Annotated in this window: 19 protein-coding genes and 1 pseudogene; 13 read left to right on the forward strand and 7 right to left on the reverse strand. The window is 70.8% G+C overall.

Going from position 1 to position 22249, the window contains the following annotated elements:
• The first annotated feature begins 92 nt into the window (after window positions 1-92).
• From serC to ACP4E5_RS21205, 3 genes and pseudogenes are all read left to right on the forward strand, one after another.
• Entirely contained in the window at window positions 93-1211 is a 1119-nt protein-coding gene (gene serC / locus ACP4E5_RS21195; RefSeq protein ID WP_425830997.1) for a phosphoserine transaminase, read from the forward strand.
• A gap of 165 nt (window positions 1212-1376) precedes the next feature.
• Window positions 1377-1517 (forward strand): annotated as a pseudogene (locus tag ACP4E5_RS21200) (TetR/AcrR family transcriptional regulator C-terminal domain-containing protein); the annotation flags it as partial.
• A 31-nt stretch (window positions 1518-1548) separates the two neighbouring features.
• Entirely contained in the window at window positions 1549-1959 is a 411-nt protein-coding gene (locus tag ACP4E5_RS21205) for a PPOX class F420-dependent oxidoreductase (RefSeq protein ID WP_425830999.1), read from the forward strand.
• Between the two features lies 1 nt (window position 1960).
• Here ACP4E5_RS21205 and ACP4E5_RS21210 read toward each other — a convergent pair whose 3' ends face one another.
• Entirely contained in the window at window positions 1961-2959 is a 999-nt protein-coding gene (locus ACP4E5_RS21210) for a YncE family protein (RefSeq protein WP_425831001.1), read from the reverse strand.
• A gap of 68 nt (window positions 2960-3027) precedes the next feature.
• Between ACP4E5_RS21210 and ACP4E5_RS21215 the strand changes: the two genes are divergently transcribed.
• The 3 genes from ACP4E5_RS21215 (at window position 3028) to ACP4E5_RS21225 (ending at window position 6530) form a co-directional block, all read left to right on the forward strand.
• Window positions 3028-3741 carry an SGNH/GDSL hydrolase family protein gene (locus ACP4E5_RS21215; RefSeq protein WP_425841524.1) on the forward strand — a complete coding sequence of 238 codons (714 nt, stop codon included), beginning with the start codon at window positions 3028-3030 and terminating at the stop codon, window positions 3739-3741.
• Between the two features lie 86 nt (window positions 3742-3827).
• The gene (locus ACP4E5_RS21220) at window positions 3828-5477 is read left to right on the forward strand and encodes a recombinase family protein (protein ID WP_425831003.1); all 1650 of its coding nucleotides are present in this window, start codon (window positions 3828-3830) and stop codon (window positions 5475-5477) included.
• A gap of 63 nt (window positions 5478-5540) precedes the next feature.
• On the forward strand, window positions 5541-6530 hold the full coding sequence (locus tag ACP4E5_RS21225) for an aldo/keto reductase (protein ID WP_425841527.1): 990 nt from the start codon (window positions 5541-5543) through the stop codon (window positions 6528-6530).
• 262 nt (window positions 6531-6792) lie between these two features.
• Here the strand turns inward: ACP4E5_RS21225 and ACP4E5_RS21230 are convergent, their stop codons facing one another.
• A complete protein-coding gene (locus ACP4E5_RS21230; RefSeq protein WP_425831005.1) occupies window positions 6793-8136 on the reverse strand; it encodes an MFS transporter in 1344 nt (447 codons plus the stop codon).
• Window positions 8137-8182: 46 nt separating this feature from the next.
• Complete coding sequence (locus tag ACP4E5_RS21235; RefSeq protein WP_425831007.1) at window positions 8183-8620, reverse strand: MarR family winged helix-turn-helix transcriptional regulator; 438 nt, start codon at window positions 8618-8620, stop codon at window positions 8183-8185.
• Window positions 8621-8796: 176 nt separating this feature from the next.
• Here ACP4E5_RS21235 and ACP4E5_RS21240 point away from each other — a divergent pair, with 176 nt between their 5' ends.
• Window positions 8797-8985, forward strand: a complete 189-nt coding sequence (locus ACP4E5_RS21240) for a ribbon-helix-helix protein, CopG family (RefSeq protein WP_266712647.1) — start codon at window positions 8797-8799, stop codon at window positions 8983-8985.
• 22 nt (window positions 8986-9007) lie between these two features.
• Here ACP4E5_RS21240 and ACP4E5_RS21245 read toward each other — a convergent pair whose 3' ends face one another.
• The gene (locus ACP4E5_RS21245; RefSeq protein ID WP_425831009.1) at window positions 9008-10462 is read right to left on the reverse strand and encodes an NCS2 family permease; all 1455 of its coding nucleotides are present in this window, start codon (window positions 10460-10462) and stop codon (window positions 9008-9010) included.
• Window positions 10463-10702: 240 nt separating this feature from the next.
• Here ACP4E5_RS21245 and ACP4E5_RS21250 point away from each other — a divergent pair, with 240 nt between their 5' ends.
• Both ACP4E5_RS21250 and ACP4E5_RS21255 read left to right on the forward strand, forming a co-directional pair.
• Window positions 10703-10993 (forward strand): DUF2530 domain-containing protein, encoded by a 291-nt coding sequence (locus ACP4E5_RS21250; RefSeq protein ID WP_425831011.1) that lies wholly within the window; start codon window positions 10703-10705, stop codon window positions 10991-10993.
• A 30-nt stretch (window positions 10994-11023) separates the two neighbouring features.
• On the forward strand, window positions 11024-13459 hold the full coding sequence (locus ACP4E5_RS21255; protein WP_425831013.1) for an HAD-IC family P-type ATPase: 2436 nt from the start codon (window positions 11024-11026) through the stop codon (window positions 13457-13459).
• Between the two features lie 137 nt (window positions 13460-13596).
• Here the strand turns inward: ACP4E5_RS21255 and ACP4E5_RS21260 are convergent, their stop codons facing one another.
• Together ACP4E5_RS21260 and ACP4E5_RS21265 are read right to left on the reverse strand one after the other, a co-directional pair.
• Complete coding sequence (locus ACP4E5_RS21260; protein WP_425831015.1) at window positions 13597-16797, reverse strand: sacsin N-terminal ATP-binding-like domain-containing protein; 3201 nt, start codon at window positions 16795-16797, stop codon at window positions 13597-13599.
• A gap of 178 nt (window positions 16798-16975) precedes the next feature.
• A complete protein-coding gene (locus ACP4E5_RS21265; RefSeq protein WP_425831017.1) occupies window positions 16976-17905 on the reverse strand; it encodes a DUF3027 domain-containing protein in 930 nt (309 codons plus the stop codon).
• Between the two features lie 302 nt (window positions 17906-18207).
• Between ACP4E5_RS21265 and ACP4E5_RS21270 the strand changes: the two genes are divergently transcribed.
• From ACP4E5_RS21270 to ACP4E5_RS21285, 4 genes are all read left to right on the forward strand, one after another.
• Window positions 18208-19614 (forward strand): MFS transporter, encoded by a 1407-nt coding sequence (locus tag ACP4E5_RS21270; protein WP_425831019.1) that lies wholly within the window; start codon window positions 18208-18210, stop codon window positions 19612-19614.
• A gap of 66 nt (window positions 19615-19680) precedes the next feature.
• Complete coding sequence (locus tag ACP4E5_RS21275) at window positions 19681-20157, forward strand: DUF2771 domain-containing protein (RefSeq protein ID WP_425831021.1); 477 nt, start codon at window positions 19681-19683, stop codon at window positions 20155-20157.
• The gene (locus tag ACP4E5_RS21280; protein ID WP_425831023.1) at window positions 20127-20816 is read left to right on the forward strand and encodes a futalosine hydrolase; all 690 of its coding nucleotides are present in this window, start codon (window positions 20127-20129) and stop codon (window positions 20814-20816) included. Before ACP4E5_RS21275 ends, ACP4E5_RS21280 begins: the two co-directional genes overlap by 31 nt.
• The gene (locus tag ACP4E5_RS21285; RefSeq protein WP_425831025.1) at window positions 20813-21685 is read left to right on the forward strand and encodes a 1,4-dihydroxy-6-naphtoate synthase; all 873 of its coding nucleotides are present in this window, start codon (window positions 20813-20815) and stop codon (window positions 21683-21685) included. The genes ACP4E5_RS21280 and ACP4E5_RS21285 overlap by 4 nt, the downstream gene beginning before the upstream one ends.
• Before the next feature lie 21 nt (window positions 21686-21706).
• Here the strand turns inward: ACP4E5_RS21285 and ACP4E5_RS21290 are convergent, their stop codons facing one another.
• Window positions 21707-22090: a cold-shock protein gene (locus ACP4E5_RS21290; RefSeq protein WP_385769608.1), complete on the reverse strand. Its 384-nt coding sequence runs from the start codon at window positions 22088-22090 to the stop codon at window positions 21707-21709.
• Between the last annotated feature and the right edge of the window lie 159 nt (window positions 22091-22249).

Below are 22249 nucleotides of genomic sequence, written 5' to 3' on the forward strand. Positions count from 1 at the left end.
CGCGACGTTGGGCGTGACGGCGGGCGAGACGGGGCATCTCACCCACCGAACACCTTGCGGTCGGTGAAACCCCACCGGCTACCCTCCATTTCGTGGCTGAGATCCAGATTCCCGCTGACATCAAGCCCGCCGACGGACGTTTCGGCGCTGGCCCCTCCAAGGTGCGTACGGAGGCGTTGGACGCCCTGGCCGCCACCGGTACGTCCCTGATGGGCACTTCCCACCGTCAGGCCCCCGTGAAGAACCTCGTCGGTCGCGTGCGCGACGGCGTCAAGGACCTCTTCTCGCTGCCCGAGGGCTACGAGGTCGTCCTCGGCAACGGCGGCTCCACCGCGTTCTGGGACGTGGCGACGCACGGCCTGATCGAGAACAAGTCGCAGCACCTGAACTTCGGCGAGTTCTCCTCCAAGTTCGCGAAGGCCTCGAAGCTCGCCCCCTGGCTGGCCGAGCCGACCGTGATCTCCTCCGACCCGGGCACGCACCCGGAGCCGAAGGCCGAGGCCGGTGTCGACGTCTACGGCCTGACCCACAACGAGACCTCGACCGGTGTCGCCGCGCCGATCAAGCGCGTGGCCGGTGCGGACGAGGGCTCCCTCGTCCTCGTGGACGCCACGTCCGGCGCGGGCGGCCTCCCGGTCGACATCACCGAGACCGACGTCTACTACTTCGCCCCGCAGAAGTCCTTCGCCTCCGACGGCGGCCTGTGGATCGGCATCTTCTCCCCCGCCGCGATCGAGCGCGCCGAGCGCGTCCACGCGTCGGGCCGCCACGTCCCGGAGTTCTTCTCCCTGCCGACGGCGATCGACAACTCCCGCAAGAACCAGACGTACAACACCCCGGCGCTGTCCACGCTCTTCCTGCTCGCCGAGCAGCTGGACTGGATCAACGGCCAGGGCGGGCTCGCCTGGTCCACGGCCCGCACGAAGGACTCGTCCTCGCGGCTGTACTCGTGGGCCGAGGAGTCGAAGCACGCGACGCCGTTCGTCACGGATGCCGCGAAGCGCTCGCAGGTCATCGGCACGATCGACTTCGACGACAGCATCGACGCCGCCGCTGTCGCCAAGGTGCTGCGGGCCAACGGGGTCGTGGACACGGAGCCCTACCGGAAGCTGGGCCGCAACCAGCTGCGCGTCGCGATGTTCCCGGCGATCGACCCGGCGGACGTCCAGGCCCTGACCGCCTGCATCGACTACGTCATCGGCCAGCTCTGACCCACCCGGCGTTACGGTCCCGGGGCTCCGCCCCGGACCCCGCTGCTCAATCGCCGCAGGGGCTTGATTTGCCCACCCGGCCGTGGGGCTTGGCATTTCAAGCCCCGCCGGCGATTGAGGCGCGGGGTCCGGGGCAGAGCCCCGCGGCCGTCACCACGGTGCCGGTCAATAGCCAGTGGTGCGTACCCGGTGATGGCGTCCCTGTCCGAGGACACGTTCTCGACCGGCTTCGACCACTTCGAGTTCGGGCTGCAGCGGATCCTGGACGGGCTCGACGTCTACGTCGCGGGGCACGGCAAGACGTGACAGAACGCCGAAGCGGTGCATTCATGGACGTATGACGACTGACAAGCCCGAACCGAGCCCCGCGCTCGCCCCGTTCGTCAAGCAGTACGCCGTCCTGCTCACCACGCACAAGAGGGACGGCACCGGCGTCGGCACTCCCGTGAACATCGCGGTCGAGGGCGACCACGCGTACATCCGGACCTTCGGCAAGGCGTGGAAGGTCAAGCGGATGCGCAACAACCCGGAGGTGGAGATCGCGCCGTCCACGGCGCGCGGCGCACCGACCGGGCCCTCGATCAAGGGACGCGTCCGGCTCCTCGACCACGGCGGCGAGGAGGCCCGGCACGCGGCCTCCCTGATCCGCCGCAAGCACCCGGTCATGCACGGGGTCGCCGTGCCGCTCACCCACAAGCTGCGGCGGGACCGGACGGTGCACTACGAAGTGCGGGTGCTGGGCGAGTAGTTCAGCGGTTCTTGGGGCGGCGCAGCAGCCTGCCGATCCCGAACAGCAGGATGAGGACGACGACGGCGCCGACCACTCCGGCCTTCCCTGTGAAGGCGTCGCCGCCGTCCCCGTCGCCCGAACCGCCCTTGTCGGAGGGTGAGTTCGAGCCGTCGCCCGAGCCGCCCGCGCCCTCGACCTCCACGGGCTGCACCGCGCTGTCGCGCCCCTCGCTCCCGTACAGCAGGGTCTTTCCGTCCGGCGTGTACGTCACCGACTCGCCCTGCGGCTGCAACGGCACGTGCAACTGGCCCTGGCGCTCGGGCTTCCCGTCGTTCCACTTGTACGCGACGCCGCCGAAGTAGCCGCGTACGGCGAGCTGTTCGCCGTCGGGCGAGAACGCGCCGTCCGTCGCCCACAGGCCGATGTCGGCGACGCGTCGGAAGGTGTTGGTGGCGGAGGGGTTCAGCGTGGCGGGCCCCTCGTACAGGCCGCCGCCGTCTTCGTTCTTCTCCACGATGTAGACGCGCCCCGTCTTCGGATGCACCATCAACGCCTCGGCGTTGCGCGGTCCGTCCGCGTACTTCACGACGTACTGGGTGGCCCGCACGGTCTGGTCGACGAGCTTCTTCGGCTCGGGCAGCTTGTAGATCCACACGTGGTCCCACTTGCCGCCGAGGTTGTCGCCGATGTCGCCCACGTAGATGTTCCCGTCGGGGCCGATGGAGATCGCCTCGACGTCGCGCGGGGAGCCGATGCCGGACATCGTGACCGTGGCGACGGTCTTCCCCGTGCGGCCGTCGATCGCGTACAGGAACGGGCCGTCGTCGCTGTCGTTGTGCGTCCAGTAGACGCCCGGGTGGGCGCGCGAGGCGGCGAGGCCGCTGGACTCGGTGATCCGCGGATCCTTGATCGTGAAGCCGTCGGATCCGATGGAGCGGGAGTCGGCGACCGCGGGACCGGAGGCCGCGCCGAGGAAGAGGACTGCGGCGACCCCGGCCGCCCCCACATACGCACGCATGCCCCCAGCTTGCCAGGCGTGTTGGGGCTCACACGCACGCACCCGGCGTGATCGACGATGATGAGCGGATGCTCAGGTTCATGCCGGTCGGCGACTCGATGACCATTGGGAGCGCCGGGGAGCACACCTGGCGCCTGCGCTTCTGGCAGCATCTGCGCGCCTGTTCGGTCCCGCACACCCTGGTCGGCCCGCGCACCGCCCTGTACGGCGACAGCCACGCGTACGCGGACCCGGACTTCCCGCAGCACCACCTCGCCGGCTGGGGCGAGGGCTGGCAGCACATGGCGCCCACGATCGCGGACGCGGTGACCGCCGCCCGCGCGGACGTCCTCCTCGTCTCCCTCGGCCTGATAGACCTCGGTTTCTACACCGACGCCGAGCAGACTGCGGAGAACATGCGCCGCTTCGTCGCCGGGGCCCGCCGCGCGAACCCGGCCGTCCGCATGGTCCTGCTCCCGGTGATCCCCAACATCCGGGCGGAGTCGGACGCGCCCTTCGCCGCGGAGGTCGCCCACTTCAACACCCTCCTGGCGAAGGCGGTCGCGGACCTCGACGAGCCCCGCTCCCCTCTCCTGCTCGCGTCGGTCCCGGACTCGTACGACATCCACCACGACACGTACGACGGCACCCACCCCAACGCCTCAGGCGAGCACAAACTGGCGTCGGCCTTCGCGGACGCGCTGCATCAGGCGTGGGGGATCGGAGGGCCTTACGACGCGGTACCACCGAGGCAGCACCGGACAGCCGTTCGACCTTCCGCGGGATTTCGTGCGGTTGTGTGACCGGGGCGTCCCACATCTCGTTGAACTAGGAACGCCGTCGTGGATACCGGCGGCGTGCCAAGGGCTGCGAGCGGGGGAGAACGAGCATGGCGAGAGTTCTGGGAGTCACTCGTCTGTCAAGGGTGTCGGACGAGACCACATCGCCGGAGCGTCAGCGTCGGTCCGTCCAGCGCTGGGCCGACCAGGAGGGGCACCTCGTCGTGGGCTGGGTCGAGGACATCGACGTGTCCGGCGGCCTGGAGCCGTGGAAGCGCCCCGAGTTCGGCAAGTGGCTGCCTTCGACCATCGGCAAGGAGGTCAGCGCGATCGAGCACCAGATCGCAATGGAAGAGTCACGCGCCGATGAGTACGACATCATCTGCGCGCTCAAGATCGATCGCCTCTCGCGGCGCGTCCTGCACGTGCACACCCTCCTGGACTGGTGCGACAGGAACGGCAAGGAAGTCGCCACTGTGGAGGAGGGGATCAACCTCAACACGCAGATGGGGAAACTCCTCCTCAGCCTGATCGCGTCGTTCGCCGAAGGGGAGCTCGAGGCCATCAAGGCGAGGGCCAGATCGTCCTATAACCACCTGGTGGAGGAGGGGCGCTGGCCCGGAGGTCGCACTCCGTACGGCTATCGCGCGGAGAAACAGGAAACCGGCGACGGCTGGAAGCTCGTCCCGGACGACTACGGGACCGACACAGCCGGGACGCTCCGAGAGATCGTCCGTCTCCTCATCGCCGGCGAGTCGGCGAACAGCATCGCACAGTGGCTCAACGAGGACCCGTCCAAGACCCCGACCTCCCTGGACGCCCAGCTGATCCGGAGTGGCAAGCCCCCGAAGGGGAGCCGCTGGACTGCCGCGAACACCGCCAAAGTCGTTCGCTCCCGCTGCGTCCTGGGACAGATGGAAGTCACTGAGGAGGTGGTGGTCGGCGGGAAGAAGACAACACTGCGCCGAGTCGTCCGGGGCAAGGACGGTCGCCCCCTCCAGCGTGCGGAGCCACTCATCGCGGAGGAGGCGTGGGCGCTGGCCAATGAGAGGCTGGACAAGAACACCAGCAAACGCAGCGGCAGTAGCAGGGGCGGATCGCCCTTGTTCCAGGTCGCGTTCTGCACATGCGGGGAGCCCGCATATCTCGCTCCCGGCCGCAGCTGGCCCTACTATCGCTGCGCCTCTCGGACCACGCACAAGCCATGCCCGGCCGGAAGCAAGGGCATCGCGGCGCACACGCTGGAGGACGCCGTTGAACAGGCGTTCCTACTCGCGGTCGGCGACGTCGACGTCGTCAGGAAGGTCTTCCGTCCGGGAGTGGACTACACACGCGACATCGAGGAAGTGAACCGCGCACTGGCGGACCTGCGGGAGGACCGAGAGGCCGGCCTTTATCGCAGCGCCCAGGGCAAGCAGGAGTACCAGGAGGCGTACAAGCGCCTCGACGCACGACGCGAGCAGCTCATCGCCCAGCCGACGCGGCCCGACGCCTGGGAGGAAATCCTCACCGGGGAGACTTACCGGACGCGGTGGCGCACGCTCTCAAGCCAACACGAGAAGGGCAAAGAGCTGCGCGCCGCAGGGGTCCGGGCCGTCATCCACGCCGAACCGATTCCGGGAACGCCCGCCGCTCTGCACAGGTCCACCCACGACCATGAGAGGTTCTGGCAGCACCCCATCGGACGGGTTCACGTTCTGATCCCCATGGACTTCAAGCAGCGCCTACTCAACACGACGGCGGCCCACGGCCGGGATTGAGGAGAGACCGGACTCCCCGATCCTCTTGCATGGAGCGGACTCCAAGGAGTTCGCTTGGCTTCCATGGAATACACGCAGTTGGGACGTACTGGGCTCAAGGTCAGCCGGCTCGTTCTCGGAACGATGAACTTCGGGCCGCAAACGGACGAAGCCGCCAGTCACGGCATCATGGATGCGGCTCTCGACGCAGGTCTGAATTACTTCGACACCGCAAATGTGTATGGCTGGGGCGAGAACAAGGGCCGTACCGAGGAGATCATCGGCACCTGGTTCGCGAAGGGCGGCGAGCGGCGCGACAAGACCGTGCTCGCCACCAAGGTGTTCGGGCACATGGGCGGTGACGGCCCGGTCTGGCCCAATCACGACCACCTCAGCGCGGTGAACATCCGGCGGGCCGTCGACGCGTCGCTCAAGCGGCTCCAGACCGACTACATCGACGTCTACCAGTTCCACCACATCGACCGCCGCACTCCCTTCGAGGAGATCTGGCAGGCGATCGACGTGCTGATCCAGCAGGGCAAGATCCTCTACGCGGGTTCGTCGAACTTCCCCGGGTACAAGATCGCCCAGGCCAACGAGCTGGCGAAGGCGCACGGCCGCGTCGGCCTCGTGAGCGAGCAGTGCCTCTACAACCTCGCCGAGCGCCGCGCCGAGATGGAGGTCATCCCGGCCGCGCAGGACTACGGCCTCGGCGTCATCCCCTGGTCGCCGCTGCACGGCGGGCTGCTCGGCGGCGTGCTCAAGAAGGAGAACGAGGGCAAGCGCCGCTCCCAGGGCCGCTCCGCCTCCGCCCTGGAGAACACGAAGGTGCGCGAGCAGGTCCAGCGGTACGAGGACCTGCTGGACAAGCACGGCATCGAGCCCGGGGAGGCGGCGCTGGCCTGGCTGCTCACCCGGCCCGGCGTGACGGGCCCGATCGTCGGCCCGCGCACGCAGGAGCAGCTGGACTCGGCGCTGCGCGCGGTCGAGCTGGAGCTGAGCGAGGAGGTGCTGTCCGGCCTGGACGAGATCTTCCCGGGTCCGGGCCCGTCCCCCGAGGCCTTCGCCTGGTAGCAGCCGGGCAGCGGCGCGTACGCGGCGGCCGTCGGTCGGCTACTGGCCGACGGCCGCCGCGACGGCCACGACGACGAACATCAGCACGAGCACACCGGCCATGATCCGGTTACGGGTCTTCGGGTCCACGTCAACGAGACTAACGCGTGCCCGCGAACTGCCATCCGGCGACCTTGCCCCGAGACGTCAAGCCCCTGCGGCGTTGCGGTCCCGGGGCGCTGCCCCGGACCCCGCTGCTCAATCGCCGCAGGGGCTTAAATGCTTACGCCGCCGCCGCCAGCTCACGCGGCACGAACTGGACGTGGCGTTCGCCACGCCGCAGGTCCACCTTCAGCCGGAGGTTCGCCGCGCGGGCGAGCATCAGGCCGACGCCGACCGCCGCGGCCGCGCAGATCACCCCGCCCAGGGCGAAGCTGACCCGCACCCCGTACTGGTCGGCGAGCCAGCCGAAGAGCGGGCCGCCCAGCGGCGTACCGCCGGTGAACACCATCATGAACAGCGACATCACGCGGCCGCGCATCTCCGGGTCCGTGCCCATCTGGACCGTGGAGTTGGCGGTCACGTTCACCGTCAGGCCGAGGATGCCGAGCAGTACGATCAGCGGGGCGAACGCCCAGACGCCCGGTGCCCACGCGGCCAGCATCTCCAGGACGCCGAAGCCGATCGCGGCGCCGACGAGGACCCTGAGGCGGGTCGAGCGGCGCCTGGCGGCGAGCAGGGCCCCCGCGAGCGAGCCGATCGCCATGAGCGTGTTGAACAGGCCGTACTGGCCGACCCCGCCGTGGAACACGTCGTCCGCGTACGCGCTCAGCCAGATCGGGAAGTTGAAGCCGAAGGTGCCGACGAACCCGACGAGCACGATGGGCCAGATCAGCTCGGGGTGCTGCGAGACGTAGCGAAGGCCCTCCCTCAGCTGGCCCTTGCCGCGCGGGGCGCGCTTGATCTCGTGCAGCTCGCGGGTGCGCATCAGCATCAGGCCGGTGAGCGGGGCGAGGAAGGACAGGCCGTTGGCGAGGAACGCCCAGCCGGGGCCGACGGCGGCGGTCAGCGCGGAGGCGACGGCCGGGCCGATGAGGCGGGCGGACTGGAAGTTGGCCGAGTTGAGGGAGACCGCGTTGCGGACCTGGTCGGGGCCGACCATCTCGGACACGAACGACTGCCGCGTCGGGTTGTCGACGACGGTGACCAGGCCGGTGAAGAAGGCGGCGATGTAGACGTGCCAGACCTGTACGTTGCCGGACAGGGTCAGCGCGGCAAGGAACAGGCCGGACAGGCTCATCGCGCCCTGCGTGCAGAACAGCAGGCTCCGCTTGGCGAACCGGTCGGCGATCACTCCGCCGTAGAGGCCGAAGAGCAGCATCGGCAGGAACTGCATGGCCGTCGTCACGCCGACGGCGGCGGACGATCCCGTGAGGGAGAGCACCAGCCAGTCCTGGGTGATGCGGGCCATCCAGGTGCCGGTGTTGGAGATGACTGCCCCGGTCGCGAACAGCCGGTAGTTGCGTACCTTCAGGCTGGCGAACATCGAGGGCTTGCGTGGGGGGCGGGCATTCGGGTCGTGGGCGGCTGGGACGGGGGCGGAGTCTGCTCCGGATCCCGTACTCAAAGTGGGTTCGCCTCCTCGGCGGTCGTCGTTCCCCCGACCAGGGGGCTCAGAGGTGGGCCAGCTTCTCCAGGACGGGGGCGGCCTCGCGCAGCTTGGCCCAGTCGTCCTCGTCGAGCCCCTCGGCGAGGTTGGCCAGCCAGGCGTTCCGCTTGCGGCGGCTCTCCTTGAGCATGGTCTCGGCCTGCTCGGTGGAGGTGACGACCTTCTGCCGGCGGTCCTCCGGGTGGGGCTCGAGCCGGACGAGTCCCTTGGCCTCCAGGAGCGCGACGATTCTGGTCATCGACGGCGGCTGCACATGCTCCTTGCGGGCCAGCTCACCCGGTGTCGCGGAGCCGCATCCGGCGAGGGTGCCGAGCACCGACATCTCGGTGGGACTCAGCGATTCGTCGACCCGCTGGTGCTTGAGCCGACGCGACAAGCGCATCACTGCGGAACGCAGGGAGTTCACGGCGGCTGCGTCGTCGCCATGGGAGAGGTCTGGCATGTTCGTTAGAGTAACTCATTACTGTGTCTAACGACTACCAGGGGGACGCGACGAGTCAGTGATCCCGACCACGTACGCGCCCGTACCGGGGCCGCAGAAAAGTTTCATCACCCATATGAGTGAGCCGGATGCGGAAAGTGACGCAACAGGTCAGGGCCGCCCGCAACCCTGTCCGTATGGGATCGACAGTGCTCAGTCTGCGGATCGACGGTGAGCTGCTCGACCGGCTCAAGGTGCATGCCGCGAAAAGAGGAATGAGCGTCCAGGACTATGTGGTCCGGACGCTCATTCGGGACGACTTCGACGAACGCTTCAAGACTGCCGTCGAGGAGACGGAGCGGTTCTACGGAGACGTGACGACGTAAGGCATGACGACGCAAGGCGCGACTACGTGAGGCCGAGCGCCGGCATCAGGTAGTAGAAGACGAACACGGCGGAGACGGCGTACATCGCGGCCGGCACCTCCTTGGCCCGGCCCGCGACCACGCGCAGCACCGTGAAGCTGATGAAGCCCATGCCGATGCCGTTCGTGATCGAGTACGTGAACGGCATCATCAGCATCGTGATGAACGCGGGGACGGCGATCGTCCAGTCGTCCCAGTCGATCTCACGGATGCCCCCGGACAGGATCAGGAAGCCGACCGCGACCAGCGCGGGCGTCGCCGCCTGGGACGGGACCATCGTGACGACCGGCGTGAGGAACAGCGCGACCGCGAAGAGCAGGCCGGTGACCACGTTGGCGAGGCCCGTGCGGGCACCCTCGCCGACACCGGCCGTGGACTCCACGAAGCAGGTGGTGGCCGAGGAGGACGAGGCACCACCGGCGGCGACGGCGACACCGTCGATGAACAGGACCTTGTTCATGCCGGGCATCTGACCCTTGTCGTCGGTCAGGTGCGCCTCGTCGCTGATGCCCATGATCGTGCCCATCGCGTCGAAGAAGCACGACAGCAGCACGGTGAAGACGAACAGGATTCCGGTCAGGATGCCGACCTTGTGGAATCCGCCGAACAGGCTGACCTTCCCGATGAGCGAGAAGTCCGGGCTGGCGACCGGGTTGCCGGGCCAGGAGGGCACGGTCAGGCCCCAGGATGCCGGGTCGATGTCCGCGATGGCATTGATGATCAGCGCGACGACCGTCATGACGACGATCGCGAGCAGGATCGCGCCCGGCACCTTGCGCACGAGCAGCGCCAGGGTCAGCAGCACACCGAGCACGAAGACCAGGACCGGCCAGCCCATCAGGTGACCGCCGGTGCCGAGCTGGAGCGGCACCGTGGTCTGCGCGGCGTCCGGCATGCGCGTCACGAAGCCGGAGTCGACGAGGCCGATCAGCAGGATGAACAGGCCGATGCCGATCGCGATGCCCTTGCGCAGGCCGTACGGCACGGCGTTCATGACCCGCTCACGCAGACCGGTCGCGACGAGCAGCATCACGACGAAGCCCGCGAGGACGACCATGCCCATCGCGTCCGGCCAGGACATGCGCGGCGCGAGCTGGAGGGCGACGACCGTGTTCACGCCGAGGCCCGCCGCGAGCGCGATCGGCACATTGCCGATGACGCCCATGAGCAGCGTGGTGAACGCGGCGGTGAGCGCGGTCGCGGTGACCAGCTGGCCGTTGTCCAGCTGGTGCCCGTACATGTCCTTCGCGCCACCGAGAATGATCGGGTTCAGCACGATGATGTAGGCCATCGCGAAGAACGTGGCGAGGCCGCCACGGATCTCGCGCGGGATGGTCGAGCCGCGCTCCGTGATCTTGAAGTAGCGGTCGAAACCGTTCTTCGGGGCCGGCGGCGGCGAGTCGTTGACATCGACCGGGGTGGTGGCCGAAGTGGACATGGATGACCTCAGCGGTATTCAGCAGTGAAATGCGGGCGGGGTACGTGATCGAGTCTGGTCGTCGTGTGGTCACCTGCGGGTTTCCCCGACGTTTCCGCTGGTGTTTCATACGAACATAAGTGGCCAGAGTCAGGCTGTTTCAGTATGAACATATGAGGCCGAATTTGCTATCTCCGCGCGTAGACCGTTGTGGCGAGGGGCTTGTACCGGGTTGTCGGTCGGTCCTCGTAAGCTGTGCACATGGCGAAGTGGACCCCGAAGCACGAGGCACCGGAACCCCTTGAGGGGCCCGTGGTCGCCACCATCACGGGTGGCACGATCCTCTGGTTCGTCCTCTTCCTCGTACAGCTGCCGTTCTACGGGTGGTTCGAGGACCGCGGGATCACCTGGTGGGTGTGGTGCTGCCTGGCCGGCGGCGGGCTCGGCCTGATCGGGATCTGGTACGTCCGGGGGCGCGACGCCGCGCTCAAGCGGGCGGCGGCCGCCCGGGCGGCGGGCACGGACCGTGAGGTTTCCACACCCGAGGGGTAAACCCCCGAAATCGCCCGTACCGTCGTTTTCATGACGCATATCGACGCGGGGGCCGAACTCGATCCGGGCGATCCGGTCGGCCCGGCACCGATACCGATGTCGTCACGGGCGACCGGCCTCACCCGGGCCGAGGTCGAGGAGCGGGTCGCGCGCGGTGAGGTGAACGACGTACCCGTGCGCAGCTCGCGGTCCGTGACGGACATCGTGCGCGCCAACGTCTTCACCCGGTTCAACGCGATCATCGGCGTGCTCTGGGTGATCATGCTCTGCGTCGCGCCGATCCAGGACAGCCTCTTCGGGTTCGTGATCATCGCCAACACCGGGATCGGCATCATCCAGGAGTGGCGGGCGAAGAAGACCCTGGACTCGCTCGCCGTGATCGGCGAGGCCCGGCCGACGGTGCGCCGCGACGGGGTCGGCGCCGCGGTCCCCACCTCGGAGATCGTGCTCGGCGACCTCATCGAGATCGGCCCCGGCGACAAGATCGTCGTGGACGGGGCCTGCGCGGAGGCCGACGGCCTGGAGATCGACGAGTCGCTCCTCACCGGCGAGGCCGACCCGGTCCTCAAGCAGCCCGGCGACGAGGTCATGTCGGGCTCCTTCGTGGTCGCGGGCGGCGGCGCGTTCACCGCGACGAAGGTCGGGCGCGAGGCGTACGCCGCGCAGTTGGCCGAGGAGGCGAGCCGGTTCACGCTCGTCCAGTCCGAGCTGCGCAGCGGCATCTCCACGATCCTCAAGTACGTGCAGTGGATGATGATCCCGACCGCGCTCGGCCTGATCATCAGCCAGCTCGTGGTCAAGGACAACGACCTCAAGGACTCGGTCGCGCGCACCGTCGGCGGCATCGTGCCGATGGTCCCCGAGGGTCTGGTGCTGCTGACGTCGGTGGCGTTCGCGATCGGGGTGATCCGGCTCGGGCGGCAGCAGTGCCTGGTGCAGGAGCTGCCCGCGATCGAGGGCCTGGCCCGCGTCGACACGGTCTGCCTCGACAAGACGGGCACGCTCACCGAGGGCGGCATGGACGTCCACGAGCTGCGGCTGCTCCGCGACGGCGACGGCAGCGCTGACGAGGCGTACGTACGGAAGGTGCTCGGCGCCCTCGGCGAGTCCGATCCGCGGCCCAACGCCTCCCTCCAGGCGATCATCGACGCCTACCCGGACAGCGAGGACTGGCGCTGCACCGAGGCCCTGCCGTTCTCCTCCGCGCGCAAGTACAGCGGCGCCGCCTTCAGCGAGGGCGACGGGACGGGCAGCGCGTGGCTGCTCGGGGCGCCCGACGTGCTGCTGCCCGCGGACGACCCGGCGCTCGCGGCGACCGAGGAGCTCAACCTGCGGGGGCTGCGCGTGCTGCTGCTCGCCCGTGCGCCCGGCGGGCTCGAGGGCCTCGACGGCGCGGGGGTCGTGGAGAGCGCCGAACCGACCGCCCTCGTCGTCCTCGAACAGCGGCTGCGCCCCGACGCCGGGGACACACTGCGCTACTTCGCCGAGCAGGACGTCCGGGCCAAGGTCATCTCCGGGGACAACGCGGTGTCGGTGGGCGCCGTCGCCGCGAAGCTGGGGCTCGCGGGGGCGGAGCGCACGGTCGACGCGCGGACGCTGCCCGAGGAACCGGAGGAGCTGGCCGACGCGCTCGACGACGGCACGGTGTTCGGCCGGGTGACGCCGCAGCAGAAGCGGGACATGGTGGGCGCCCTCCAGCGCCACGGGCACACGGTCGCGATGACCGGCGACGGCGTCAACGACGTGCTGGCGCTGAAGGACGCCGACATCGGGGTGTCCATGGGCTCGGGCTCCGAGGCCACCCGCGCGGTCGCCCAGATCGTGCTGCTCAACAACTCGTTCGCGACGCTGCCCTCGGTGGTCGCGGAGGGCCGCCGGGTCATCGGCAACATCACGCGCGTGGCGACCCTCTTCCTGGTGAAGACGGTCTACTCGGTGATCCTCGCGCTGCTCGTGGTCTGCTTCCAGGTCGAATACCCCTTCCTGCCAAGGCACTTGACGCTCCTGTCGACCCTGACGATCGGCGTCCCCGCGTTCTTCCTGGCCCTCGCGCCGAACAAGGAGCGGGCCCGGCCGAACTTCGTACGGCGGGTGATGCGGTACGCGATTCCCGGCGGGGGTGTCGCCGGGATCGCCACGTTCGTGACATATCTGACCGCCCGGCACTACTACTCCGGTTCGGGCGCGCTCGCCGCGGAGACCAGTTCGGCGACGTTGACGCTCTTCCTGATCTCGATGTGGGTGCTGGCGATCGTCGCGCGGCCGTACACGTGGTGGCGGGTGGGGCTCGTCGCGGCGATGGGGTTCGGGTTTCTGCTGGTTCTTGTCGTGCCGTGGTTGCAGGAGTTCTTCGCGTTGAAGCTGGTGGGGGCGGTGATGCCGTGGACTGCCGTCGGGGTGGCGGGTGTGGCGGCGTGCGGGTTGGAGTTCATGTGGCGGTGGGTCGGGCGCAGGTTTCCGGCGTGAGGCGTTGCGGCCTGGGGCTCTGCCCCAGACCCCGCTGCTCAATCGCCGCAGGGGCTTGAAAATCAAGCCCGCCTTTGGGACGAGAGCCCGCGGGGTCCGGGGCGGAGCCCCGGGACCTCGGCGCCGGTGCCGTGGGACTAGTCGAACCAGCGGTCTCGCGCCAGCTCACCCGTACGGGACGGGTCCTCGAGGAGTGCCGCGACCTCGAAGCGGCGGGGCCACTGACCCGCCGCCCACGCGAGGCCCGCCGCGACGCCCTCCAGCGTCGCCGCGTGGACCACACCGTCCGGCGTCCGGCACCAGTCGACCTCCACGTCGGAGACGTACAGCTCCTCGTGCTCGACGTACGAGGCCGGCGTCGCGGAACCGAGCAGGACCCGCACGGGCTCGGGCACCTCGTGCACATCGCCGCCCTCGACCGCCCCGGTGTCCACCGCCTCGCTCAGGCGCCGCACCTGGAACAGCTCCGCGAGGTGCGCGGCCTTCGACGGGGTGACCGGGAGGAGCGCGCGGCCCTCGGTGAGCGGGATCAGGTCGGGGGCGTCGGCGACGAGGGCGTCACGGGCGTCGACGACCACGACCTCCCCGTCCCGTACGGCACGCAACTCGTCGGGCAGGGTGACCTGTTCGGGGTCGAGGTCGGCCAACTTGCCGTAGAGGGCGTGCAGTTGCGCGGCGCCGACCGGACGGTCGGGGTCGGCGAGCCGGTCGAGGAGTTCCGCGGCGCCGCCTGGCTCGTCGAGCAGCGCGGCGACGGAGGTGCGGACGCCGAGCGCGCGCAGGACCTGCTCGTCGTCGAAGCCGGCGGCGTCCGCGGGCTCGTACAGGCCGATGAGCAGCGGGTCCCCGCCCTCGGCGCGCAGACCGGCGGGCCGGCGCCCGTCGAGGACCGGGTTCCCGCGCAGCCACCAGGCCGTGTACGGGCGGACCAGCTCGTGGGTGCCGTCGGGCAGCAGCACGCGGACCGGCTGGGTGAGCGCGTCGCGCAGCGGCGGCTGCGAGAGCAGCGCGAGGGCCTGCGGCCAGCGGTCCTCGTCGACCAGGTCCAGGTCCCGTACGGCGATCAGTTCGTTGGCGACCGGCGGGACGGGCGTGTCGGGCAGCCGGTCGAGGGCGTCCTCGCACCACACGTCGACGGCGTCGAGGAGCCCGGCGTCGTCCGGCTCCGGGAAATCGCCCTCGCGCGGGTCGAGTTCGTCGGGGTCGAGCACGACGTCGGTGGCGCGGACGAGCGCGAACGTCGCGAGGACGCCGCAGGCGGCGAGCGGCTCCCGCCCCCAGCGCTCGGCCAGCTCCCCGTCCACGAACGGCAGTTCGTCCTCGCGCAGCACCTCGGCGATCGGGCTGCCGGGGAGCAGGAGTTCGGCGGCCGGGGCGAGTTCGCCCTCGTCGTCGGGGAGGGCGAGCGCGCCGAGCCAGGGCTCGTCCCCCACGTCGAGGTGGGCGTCGCGGACGAGGGTGAGGACGACGTCGGCCAACTCGTCGGCGTCCAGCGTGGTCTCGTCGTCCCAGGCGGACGCCTCGTCGTCGAGGGACGCGGCGACCGCGGCGCGCACCTGCGGGGTCCGCAGGACGGCCCGCGGGGTGGCGGGCAGGGCGCCCAGCTTCTCCAGGAGCGGATGGGCGGCGTCGGCGTGCGCGACCTTGAGGCCGAGCCGGGCGAGCGCCTCACCGGGGACCGCGGAGGCCTCCGCGGTGGGGAGCAGCACCTGGCGCGGCCCGATGGCGGTGCGGCCGCCGGCCAGGGGAACGGGCAGCCCGCTGAGCCGGTCCGGGTCGACGCCGGCCAGCGACTCGTACAGCCGCCGCCACCAGCCGGGCTCCTTCTCCAGACCCGCGAGCCGGTCGACCGCCTCGGTCAGCGGGACGCGGGCGACGCCCAACGTCCGCAGTTCCACGCGCCGTTCGAGCCCCGCGGGCAGCAGGCTGGGCAGCACGTCGGCGAGGACCCGCACGGTGTCGGCGCCCGCGCCCTCGACGACCTCGGCGTCGCGCGGCTTGAGGGAGGTCGGCCGGTCGTCCTCGGGGCCTCCCGGGTCGATCGCCGGGGGCAGGAACGCGGTGCGCGGCAGCCGCTCCAGGACGGCGGCGCGCAGGGCCCCGTCCAGCTCGCTCTTCCCGAGCGGTCCGGGCACGAGGTCGAGGATGCCGGGGCCCACCGGGCTCCAGTCGCCGAGCAGTTCCGCGTACGCGTCGGCGGCGCGCTCGGTGAGGAAGTCGGTGAGCGGGCCGGGGGCGACGTGCCGCCGCGCGGTGTCCAGCGGGAACGAGGCGATGAGCAGGGCCGGTACGCCGAGGGCCTCGTCGCTGGGGGTGGGCGCGTACAGCACGGGTTCGCTGCGCGGCCTTCGCGGTGCGCCTTCGGCGTCGACCGGGACGGCCCAGGTCACGGCCCAGTGCGGCCGAAGCCGTTCCTCCACGGGTCGGTCGGCGAGCAGGGCGGTGTCGAGCTCGCCAGTACGGGTGACGGTCCGGTACCGCGTGGCGGGAGCCGTCGCATCGGCGCGCGGCACCGTATCAAGCCCCGCCGGCGATTGAGGCGCGGGGTCCGGGGCGGAGCCCCGAGGCGTCAACCCCGTGTCGGCGATCACGACGTAGGGCGGCTCCTCCGAGCGACGCAGGACACGCGTGCCCACGTCCGACGTGATCACGACCTCCGTGAGCCCCGGCAGGGCAAGCAGAAGCGTGTCGTCCACCGCGTCCAACAACCGCGCGGCCAGCGCCTCCGCCGCGGAATCCCGCAACGGAAGGATGACCACCGTGTCGTACGGCTCAGGGGCGGAGCCCTCCGCCGCGAACGGCAGCCTCAGGAGCGGCACATGGCCGTCCCGGCGGCGCAGCTCGTCGCCGAGGTCCGGGCTGCGCAGCGCCGTGTCCGCCGCGGCGAGCCGCGCGTCCGTCAGGGACCAGCGCACGCCCCCGCTCCTGCCGACCACCGCGGGCTCGTCGGAGACGGCGAGCACGGCCGCGAAGCCGACGCCGAACCGGCCCACCGCGCCGCTCGTGTCCTCCCGCTTCGCGGAGGCCCTGAGCGTGGACAGCGACTCGACGCCCGCCGCGTCCAGCGGGGCGCCGGTGTTGGCGGCGGCGAGCACGCCGTCCTTCAGGGTGAGCGCGAGACGGCCCTCGACACCGGCCCGCGCGGCGGCGTCCGCCGCGTTCTGGGCGAGCTCGACGACGAGGCGGTCGCGGTAGCCGCCGAGCGCGAGGTCCTCCTCGGCGTTGGCGTCCTCGCGGAAGCGGGCGGCGCTGCCGGCCCATGCCTGGAGCACGGTGTGGCGCAGCCGCGCGGTGCCGAACGGGTCGACGCCCTCCGGTGCGATTCTGCTGACGCTCACGGGTGACTCCTCTGGGGCGGGTGGGCGTGATCGGCCGAACCGTATCGCGCAGGGTTCCCCGTGTTGCCGTGAGCATGCGGCGGCACCGTGGTTGACGCCACGGGGCTCCGCCCCGGACCCCGCGCCTCAATCGCCGGCGGGGCTTGATCTACTCACCCGCCGGCGGGGCTTGATTAGGTTACGAGTGCCCCAGGTCCTCGTCGTCGTTGCCGGAGGCCACCGCTCCGACCGAGCCCGCGTCCGCTTCGGGGCGCAGGGTCAGGACGTCCACCATCGTCTCGTCGATCACCGGCGGCGCCGGCCGCGGCGCCTTCGGCATGACGGCCGCCTCGGAGTGGCCGCCGCAGCCGTAGGACAGGGAGACGACGCGCCCGTCCGCCGGGGAGAACTCGTTGGCGCAGACGCCGAAGGCCTGGCCGAGCGAGCCGCCGATCTTCGCGAGGAAGCCGCAGGAGACACAGGTGGCGGGGGCCGCCTGCGCCATGGGGGTCTTCGCGCCGAACGACTCGTCCCAGCGGTCGGCCGCGACATGCAGCCCGTACCGGGAGAGGACGCGGGCCCGGCGCAGGCCCAGCTCCTCGGCGACCGCCGCGATCGAGCCACGGGTCGGCGCGACCGGCAGCGCCGTGACGGGGCCCTCGGTGACCTCGGCGTCCTCCGCCTCGACGAGCTCCGCCATGTCCTCGGACACGGGAGAGTTCGGCGGCGGCACGTCGTCGCCGGTGTAGCCGGGCTCCAGGCGCAGATCGTCGGCCTCGGTCGGCAGCAGGTCGCCGGGGCCGAGGTCGCCGGGGCGCAGCCGCTCGCTCCACGGCACCCACTCGGGGGCGAGGAGGGCGTCGGGCCCGGGCAGCAGCACGACCTCGTCGAGCGTGACGTACTTGGCGCGGGAGGCGCGGGCCACGGTGGCGGCCCAGCGCCAGCCCCGGTAGCCGAATTCCTTGCACTCGAAGAGGTGCGTGACGACACGGTCGCCCTCGACGACCGTTTCGACGTGCTCGCCGACCACTCCTGGTGCGGCGGCCTCCTCGGCCGCGGCCCGGGCGATGTCCACCGCCTCGGCGCACAGGCGGTCCGGGGTGCGGCTTCGCGTTGTCGCTGCGCTCACAGGTATCGCTTCTCTCCTACGCCGTCTCACGAGTGCGCCGTCCTGTGTGCGGGAGCGCGGACGGAGCGGACCGGAGGGCCGCGTCGACGTCCGCGCCCGACGTTCCGGGCGCACCTACGCCATCCATTCTGCGGGATGGCCGAGAGGCGCGCGGCCGAGAACAACCGCCGCGGGCGCGCTACGCACGCTACCTCCTCTGACGCGCTGCGCCCACACCGACGTACGAGGCGCACCTGGCCGGAAAGCCGACCAGCGTGTCCATAACGGCACTAGTACGCCCGAACAAGGGGCACCATGACTGCGTGGCTGCCGGTAGGTCGTCGTTCAAGTCGTCGTCGGGTTCGTCGTCGCGCGCGTCGGACGCGCCGACTCCCCTTCGCAGAATCGGCCGCGCTCTGCACCTCCCTTTCACCGGCACCGCACGCGGCATCCGCAAAGCGACGCACGCGCACGGCGCGGGCGAGTCGGGGCTCGGCAAGCTGATCGAGCTGCACGCGGTGAACGGCGCGGGCGATGTCATGATCACGGTCGCCCTCGCCTCCACGGTGTTCTTCTCCGTGCCGACGGACGAGGCGCGCGGCCGGGTCGCCCTGTATCTGGCGATCACCATGGCGCCGTTCACGCTCCTCGCGCCCGTCATCGGGCCGCTGCTCGACCGGCTGCCGCACGGGCGGCGGGCCGCGATGGCCGCGTCGATGCTGGCGCGGGCGCTGCTCGCCCTCGTCCTCTCGTCCGCCGTGTCGGGCGGCGCGCTCCAGCTGTATCCGGCGGCGCTCGGCGTCCTCGTCGCGTCGAAGGCGTACGGGGTGGTGCGCTCGGCGGTCATGCCGCGCCTCCTGCCACCGCGCTTCTCGCTGGTGAAGGCGAACTCGCGGGTCACGCTCGGCGGGCTGCTCGCCACGGGCGCGGCGGCGCCGGTCGGGGCGGGACTCCAGGCGCTCGGGTCGCGCTGGCCGCTGTACGGGGCCTTCGTGCTGTACGTGTGCGGGGCCTTCCTCGCCTACTCGATGCCGCACAAGGTGGACTCGGCGCGCGGCGAGAGCAAGGCGCTGCTCGCGGCGGACGAGGAGCATCTGCACGGGCCCGCGCGGACCAAGGCGCGCAGGCCGGGCCTGCGGACGGTCGGCCCGGCCGTCACCCACGGCCTCGCCGCGAACGCCACGCTGCGCTGTCTGTCCGGCTTCCTGATCTTCTACTTGGCGTTCCTGCTGCGCGAGCATCCGCTGACCGGGCAGAGCGCGGCCGTGTCGCTCGGTCTGGTGGGCGTGTCGGCGGGGGCGGGGAACGCGCTGGGCACGGCGGTCGGGGCGTGGCTGAAGGCGCGGGCCCCCGAGGTCATCATCGTGACGGTGCTCGCGGTGGTGCTCGGTGTGGCCGTCGCGTCCGCCGTCTTCTTCAGCGCGGTCATGACGGCGTGCCTGGCAGCGGTCGCCGGGTTCGCGCAGGCGCTGGCCAAGCTGTCCCTCGACGCGACGATCCAGCGGGACGTCCCGGAGGCGGTGCGCACGTCGGCGTTCGCCCGCTCGGAGACGTTGTTGCAGATGGCGTGGGTGGTGGGCGGGGCGGTCGGGATAGCGCTGCCGCTGAACGGGGTGCTCGGTCTCGCGGTCGCGGCGGGGATCGTGGCGGCGGGCTGGCTGTCCACGGTGCGCGGATTGCTGTCGTCGGCGCGCCAGGCCGGGCCCACCCGCCGGTCACGTGTGGCGTAGCGTCCCAAACGCGACACCCGCTCCCCCACTCGGAGCGGGAGCGGTGGCGCCAGATAGCCTTCCGCCATGACCTCCCAGCGTTTCGCCCAGCGCCACCGCCGCGCCGTTGCCGCCGTCGGTGTTGTCGGCGCCGGACTGCTCGCCCTCTCCGCCTGCGACAAGCCGACTCCGCTGGCCACCGTCACGGTGGACCGCAACTCGGTGAACTCCGAGGCCAGCTGCTACAACGACGGTGACGCGCTCAAGCCGACCGCGCTCCAGGGCTGCCTGAAGGACAAGGAAGCCAAGTCCATCAAGGTGGACCCGGACGCGACGGTCCGCTTCGGCGTCGACCCGAAGATCGCGGACAAGGGCTGGACGCTCCTGATGAACGGCCAGCCGCTCACGGACTCCAGCAAGAAGACGTACCGCACGGTCCCGGGCAGCGTGTTCTTCAACCAGCAGTACGGCGCCTCCGGTTCCGCGACCACCGTCACGATCCTGTCGGGCGGCAACTCCAAGGCGTACGGCCTGTGGTCGTTCAAGCTCGAGAAGGACTCCTGACGAACACCCCGCATGTCCTCGTGGCCACCGCGGTCCCGGCCGAACGGGACGCGGTGGCGGGCGCGCTGCGCGACCACCCCGCGCTCGATGTCGTAGCGGTCGGCGTGGGCCCCGCCGCGGCGGCCGCCGGCACCGCGACCGCGCTCACCAGGGCCGAACTCGCGGGCACCCCGTACACGCTGGTCGTCTCGGCCGGCATCGGCGGCGGCTTCACGGCCGCACCCGGCGCGGTCCTGGTCGCGGACGCGATCACCGTCGCCGACCTGGGCGCCGAGACCGCCGAGGGCTTCGTCCCCGTCACCGAACTCGGCTTCGGCGCCGTCACCCACACACCCCCGGAGTCCCTCGTACGGGACCTCGCGTCGGCCGCCTCCGCCACGGTCGGCACCGTGCTCACCGTCTCCACGGTGACCGGCACCGCCGACCGCGCCGCGCTGCTCGCCCAGCGCCACCCGGGCGCCGTCGCCGAGGCGATGGAGGGCTTCGGGGTCGCCGAGGCCGCCGCCGCGCACGGCGTGCCGGTGGCCGAGATACGCGCCGTCTCCAACGCCGTCGGCCCCCGCGACCGCGACGCCTGGCGCATCGGTGACGCGCTCGCCGCGCTGGCCTCCGCCTTCGGGAAGACGGCGCCCGTACTGGAGAGTTGGAAGAACACATGACCGACACCGCAGCGGGGGCCGAGGCCACCCGTATCGCCTTCTCGCCCTGCCCGAACGACACCTTCGTCTTCGACGCCTGGGCCCACGGCCGCGTCCCCGGCGCCCCCGCGCTCGACGTGACCTTCGCCGACATCGACATCACCAACGGCGTCGCCGAACGCCGCGAGGACGCCTTCGAGCTCCTCAAGGTGTCGTACGCGGTCCTGCCGTACGTCCTCGACGACTACGCGCTGCTGCCGTGCGGCGGCGCGCTCGGGCGCGGTTGCGGCCCGCTCGTCCTCACCCGCGAGCCGGGCGTGGACCTGTCCGACAAGCGCGTCGCGGTGCCGAGCGAGACCTCCACCGCGTACCTGCTGTTCCGGCTGTGGGCCGCGGACACCGTGCCGGGTGGCGGCGTCGGCGAGATCGTCGTCATGCCGTTCCACGAGATCATGCCCGCCGTGCGCGACGGCAAGATCGACGCCGGGCTCGTCATCCACGAGGCCCGCTTCACGTACCAGAACTACGGCCTGCACAAGCTCGCCGACATGGGCGAGCACTGGGAGGCCACGACGGGCCTGCCGATCCCGCTCGGCGCGATCATCGCCCGCCGCGACCTCGGCGCGCAGAAGCTGCGCTCCTACGCGGACGCCGTGCGCACGTCGGTGCGGATGGCCTGGGACGACCCCGAGGCCAGCCGCGATTACGTGATGGCGCACGCGCAGGAGATGGACCCGTCCGTCGCCGACCAGCACATCGGCCTGTACGTCAACGAGTTCACGGCCGACCTCGGCGAGGACGGCTACGCGGCGATCCGCGGGCTGCTGACACGCGCTGCCGCGGAGGGGCTGGTTCCGGCGCTCGGGCCGGACGCGCTGTCCTTCCCGTGACGGTGGCCTCTTGAAAGGCGGTCAGACGTCCAGTTGGTCCGCCACCGCCCGCAGCAGACCCGCGATCTTCTTGCCCGCGGTCTTCTCGGGGTAGCGGCCGCGCTCCAGCATCGGCGTGATGTTCTCGAGCAGCGTCGTCAAGTCCTGGACGATCGAGGCCAGTTCGTCCGGCTTGCGGCGCTGCGCCGCCGCGATCGACGGCGTCGGGTCCAAAATGGTGACCGAGAGCGCCTGGTCACCGCGCTGTCCTGCGACCACTCCGAACTCGACGCGCTGGCCGGGCTTGAGGGCGTCGACGCCTGCGGGAAGTACGGAGGAATGCACGAAGACGTCGCCGCCGTCGTCGCGGGAGAGGAAGCCGAAGCCCTTCTCGCTGTTGAACCACTTGACCTTGCCGGTAGGCACGTGAAGTCCTCGTCCTCGTACTAGAAGAAAACGCTGGGATGACTGGGGTAAAGGGTCTGGATAGCAGGACAGCGGGCCGTGGTCCGACCCGCCGTCACCAAGACTATTGGTCTCGGGCCCGGTGACAAGATGTCGCCCGAGGGTTCGCTCGCCGCTCCG

The sequence above is a fragment of the Streptomyces fractus genome (assembly GCF_049844455.1).
GTDB classification, from domain to species: domain Bacteria; phylum Actinomycetota; class Actinomycetes; order Streptomycetales; family Streptomycetaceae; genus Streptomyces; species Streptomyces fractus.

Excerpts from the sequence above, each read along its gene's own strand:
- ACP4E5_RS21205 (WP_425830999.1), top strand. The coding sequence starts at position 1,549 with ATGACGACTGACAAGCCCGAACCGAGCCCCGCGCTCGCCCCGTTCGTC.
- ACP4E5_RS21210 (WP_425831001.1), bottom strand. The coding sequence starts at position 2,959 with ATGCGTGCGTATGTGGGGGCGGCCGGGGTCGCCGCAGTCCTCTTCCTC.
- ACP4E5_RS21215 (WP_425841524.1), top strand. The coding sequence starts at position 3,028 with ATGCTCAGGTTCATGCCGGTCGGCGACTCGATGACCATTGGGAGCGCC.
- ACP4E5_RS21220 (WP_425831003.1), top strand. The coding sequence starts at position 3,828 with ATGGCGAGAGTTCTGGGAGTCACTCGTCTGTCAAGGGTGTCGGACGAG.
- ACP4E5_RS21225 (WP_425841527.1), top strand. The coding sequence starts at position 5,541 with ATGGAATACACGCAGTTGGGACGTACTGGGCTCAAGGTCAGCCGGCTC.
- ACP4E5_RS21235 (WP_425831007.1), bottom strand. The coding sequence starts at position 8,620 with ATGCCAGACCTCTCCCATGGCGACGACGCAGCCGCCGTGAACTCCCTG.
- ACP4E5_RS21240 (WP_266712647.1), top strand. The coding sequence starts at position 8,797 with ATGGGATCGACAGTGCTCAGTCTGCGGATCGACGGTGAGCTGCTCGAC.
- ACP4E5_RS21245 (WP_425831009.1), bottom strand. The coding sequence starts at position 10,462 with ATGTCCACTTCGGCCACCACCCCGGTCGATGTCAACGACTCGCCGCCG.
- ACP4E5_RS21250 (WP_425831011.1), top strand. The coding sequence starts at position 10,703 with ATGGCGAAGTGGACCCCGAAGCACGAGGCACCGGAACCCCTTGAGGGG.
- ACP4E5_RS21255 (WP_425831013.1), top strand. The coding sequence starts at position 11,024 with ATGACGCATATCGACGCGGGGGCCGAACTCGATCCGGGCGATCCGGTC.
- ACP4E5_RS21275 (WP_425831021.1), top strand. The coding sequence starts at position 19,681 with ATGACCTCCCAGCGTTTCGCCCAGCGCCACCGCCGCGCCGTTGCCGCC.
- ACP4E5_RS21285 (WP_425831025.1), top strand. The coding sequence starts at position 20,813 with ATGACCGACACCGCAGCGGGGGCCGAGGCCACCCGTATCGCCTTCTCG.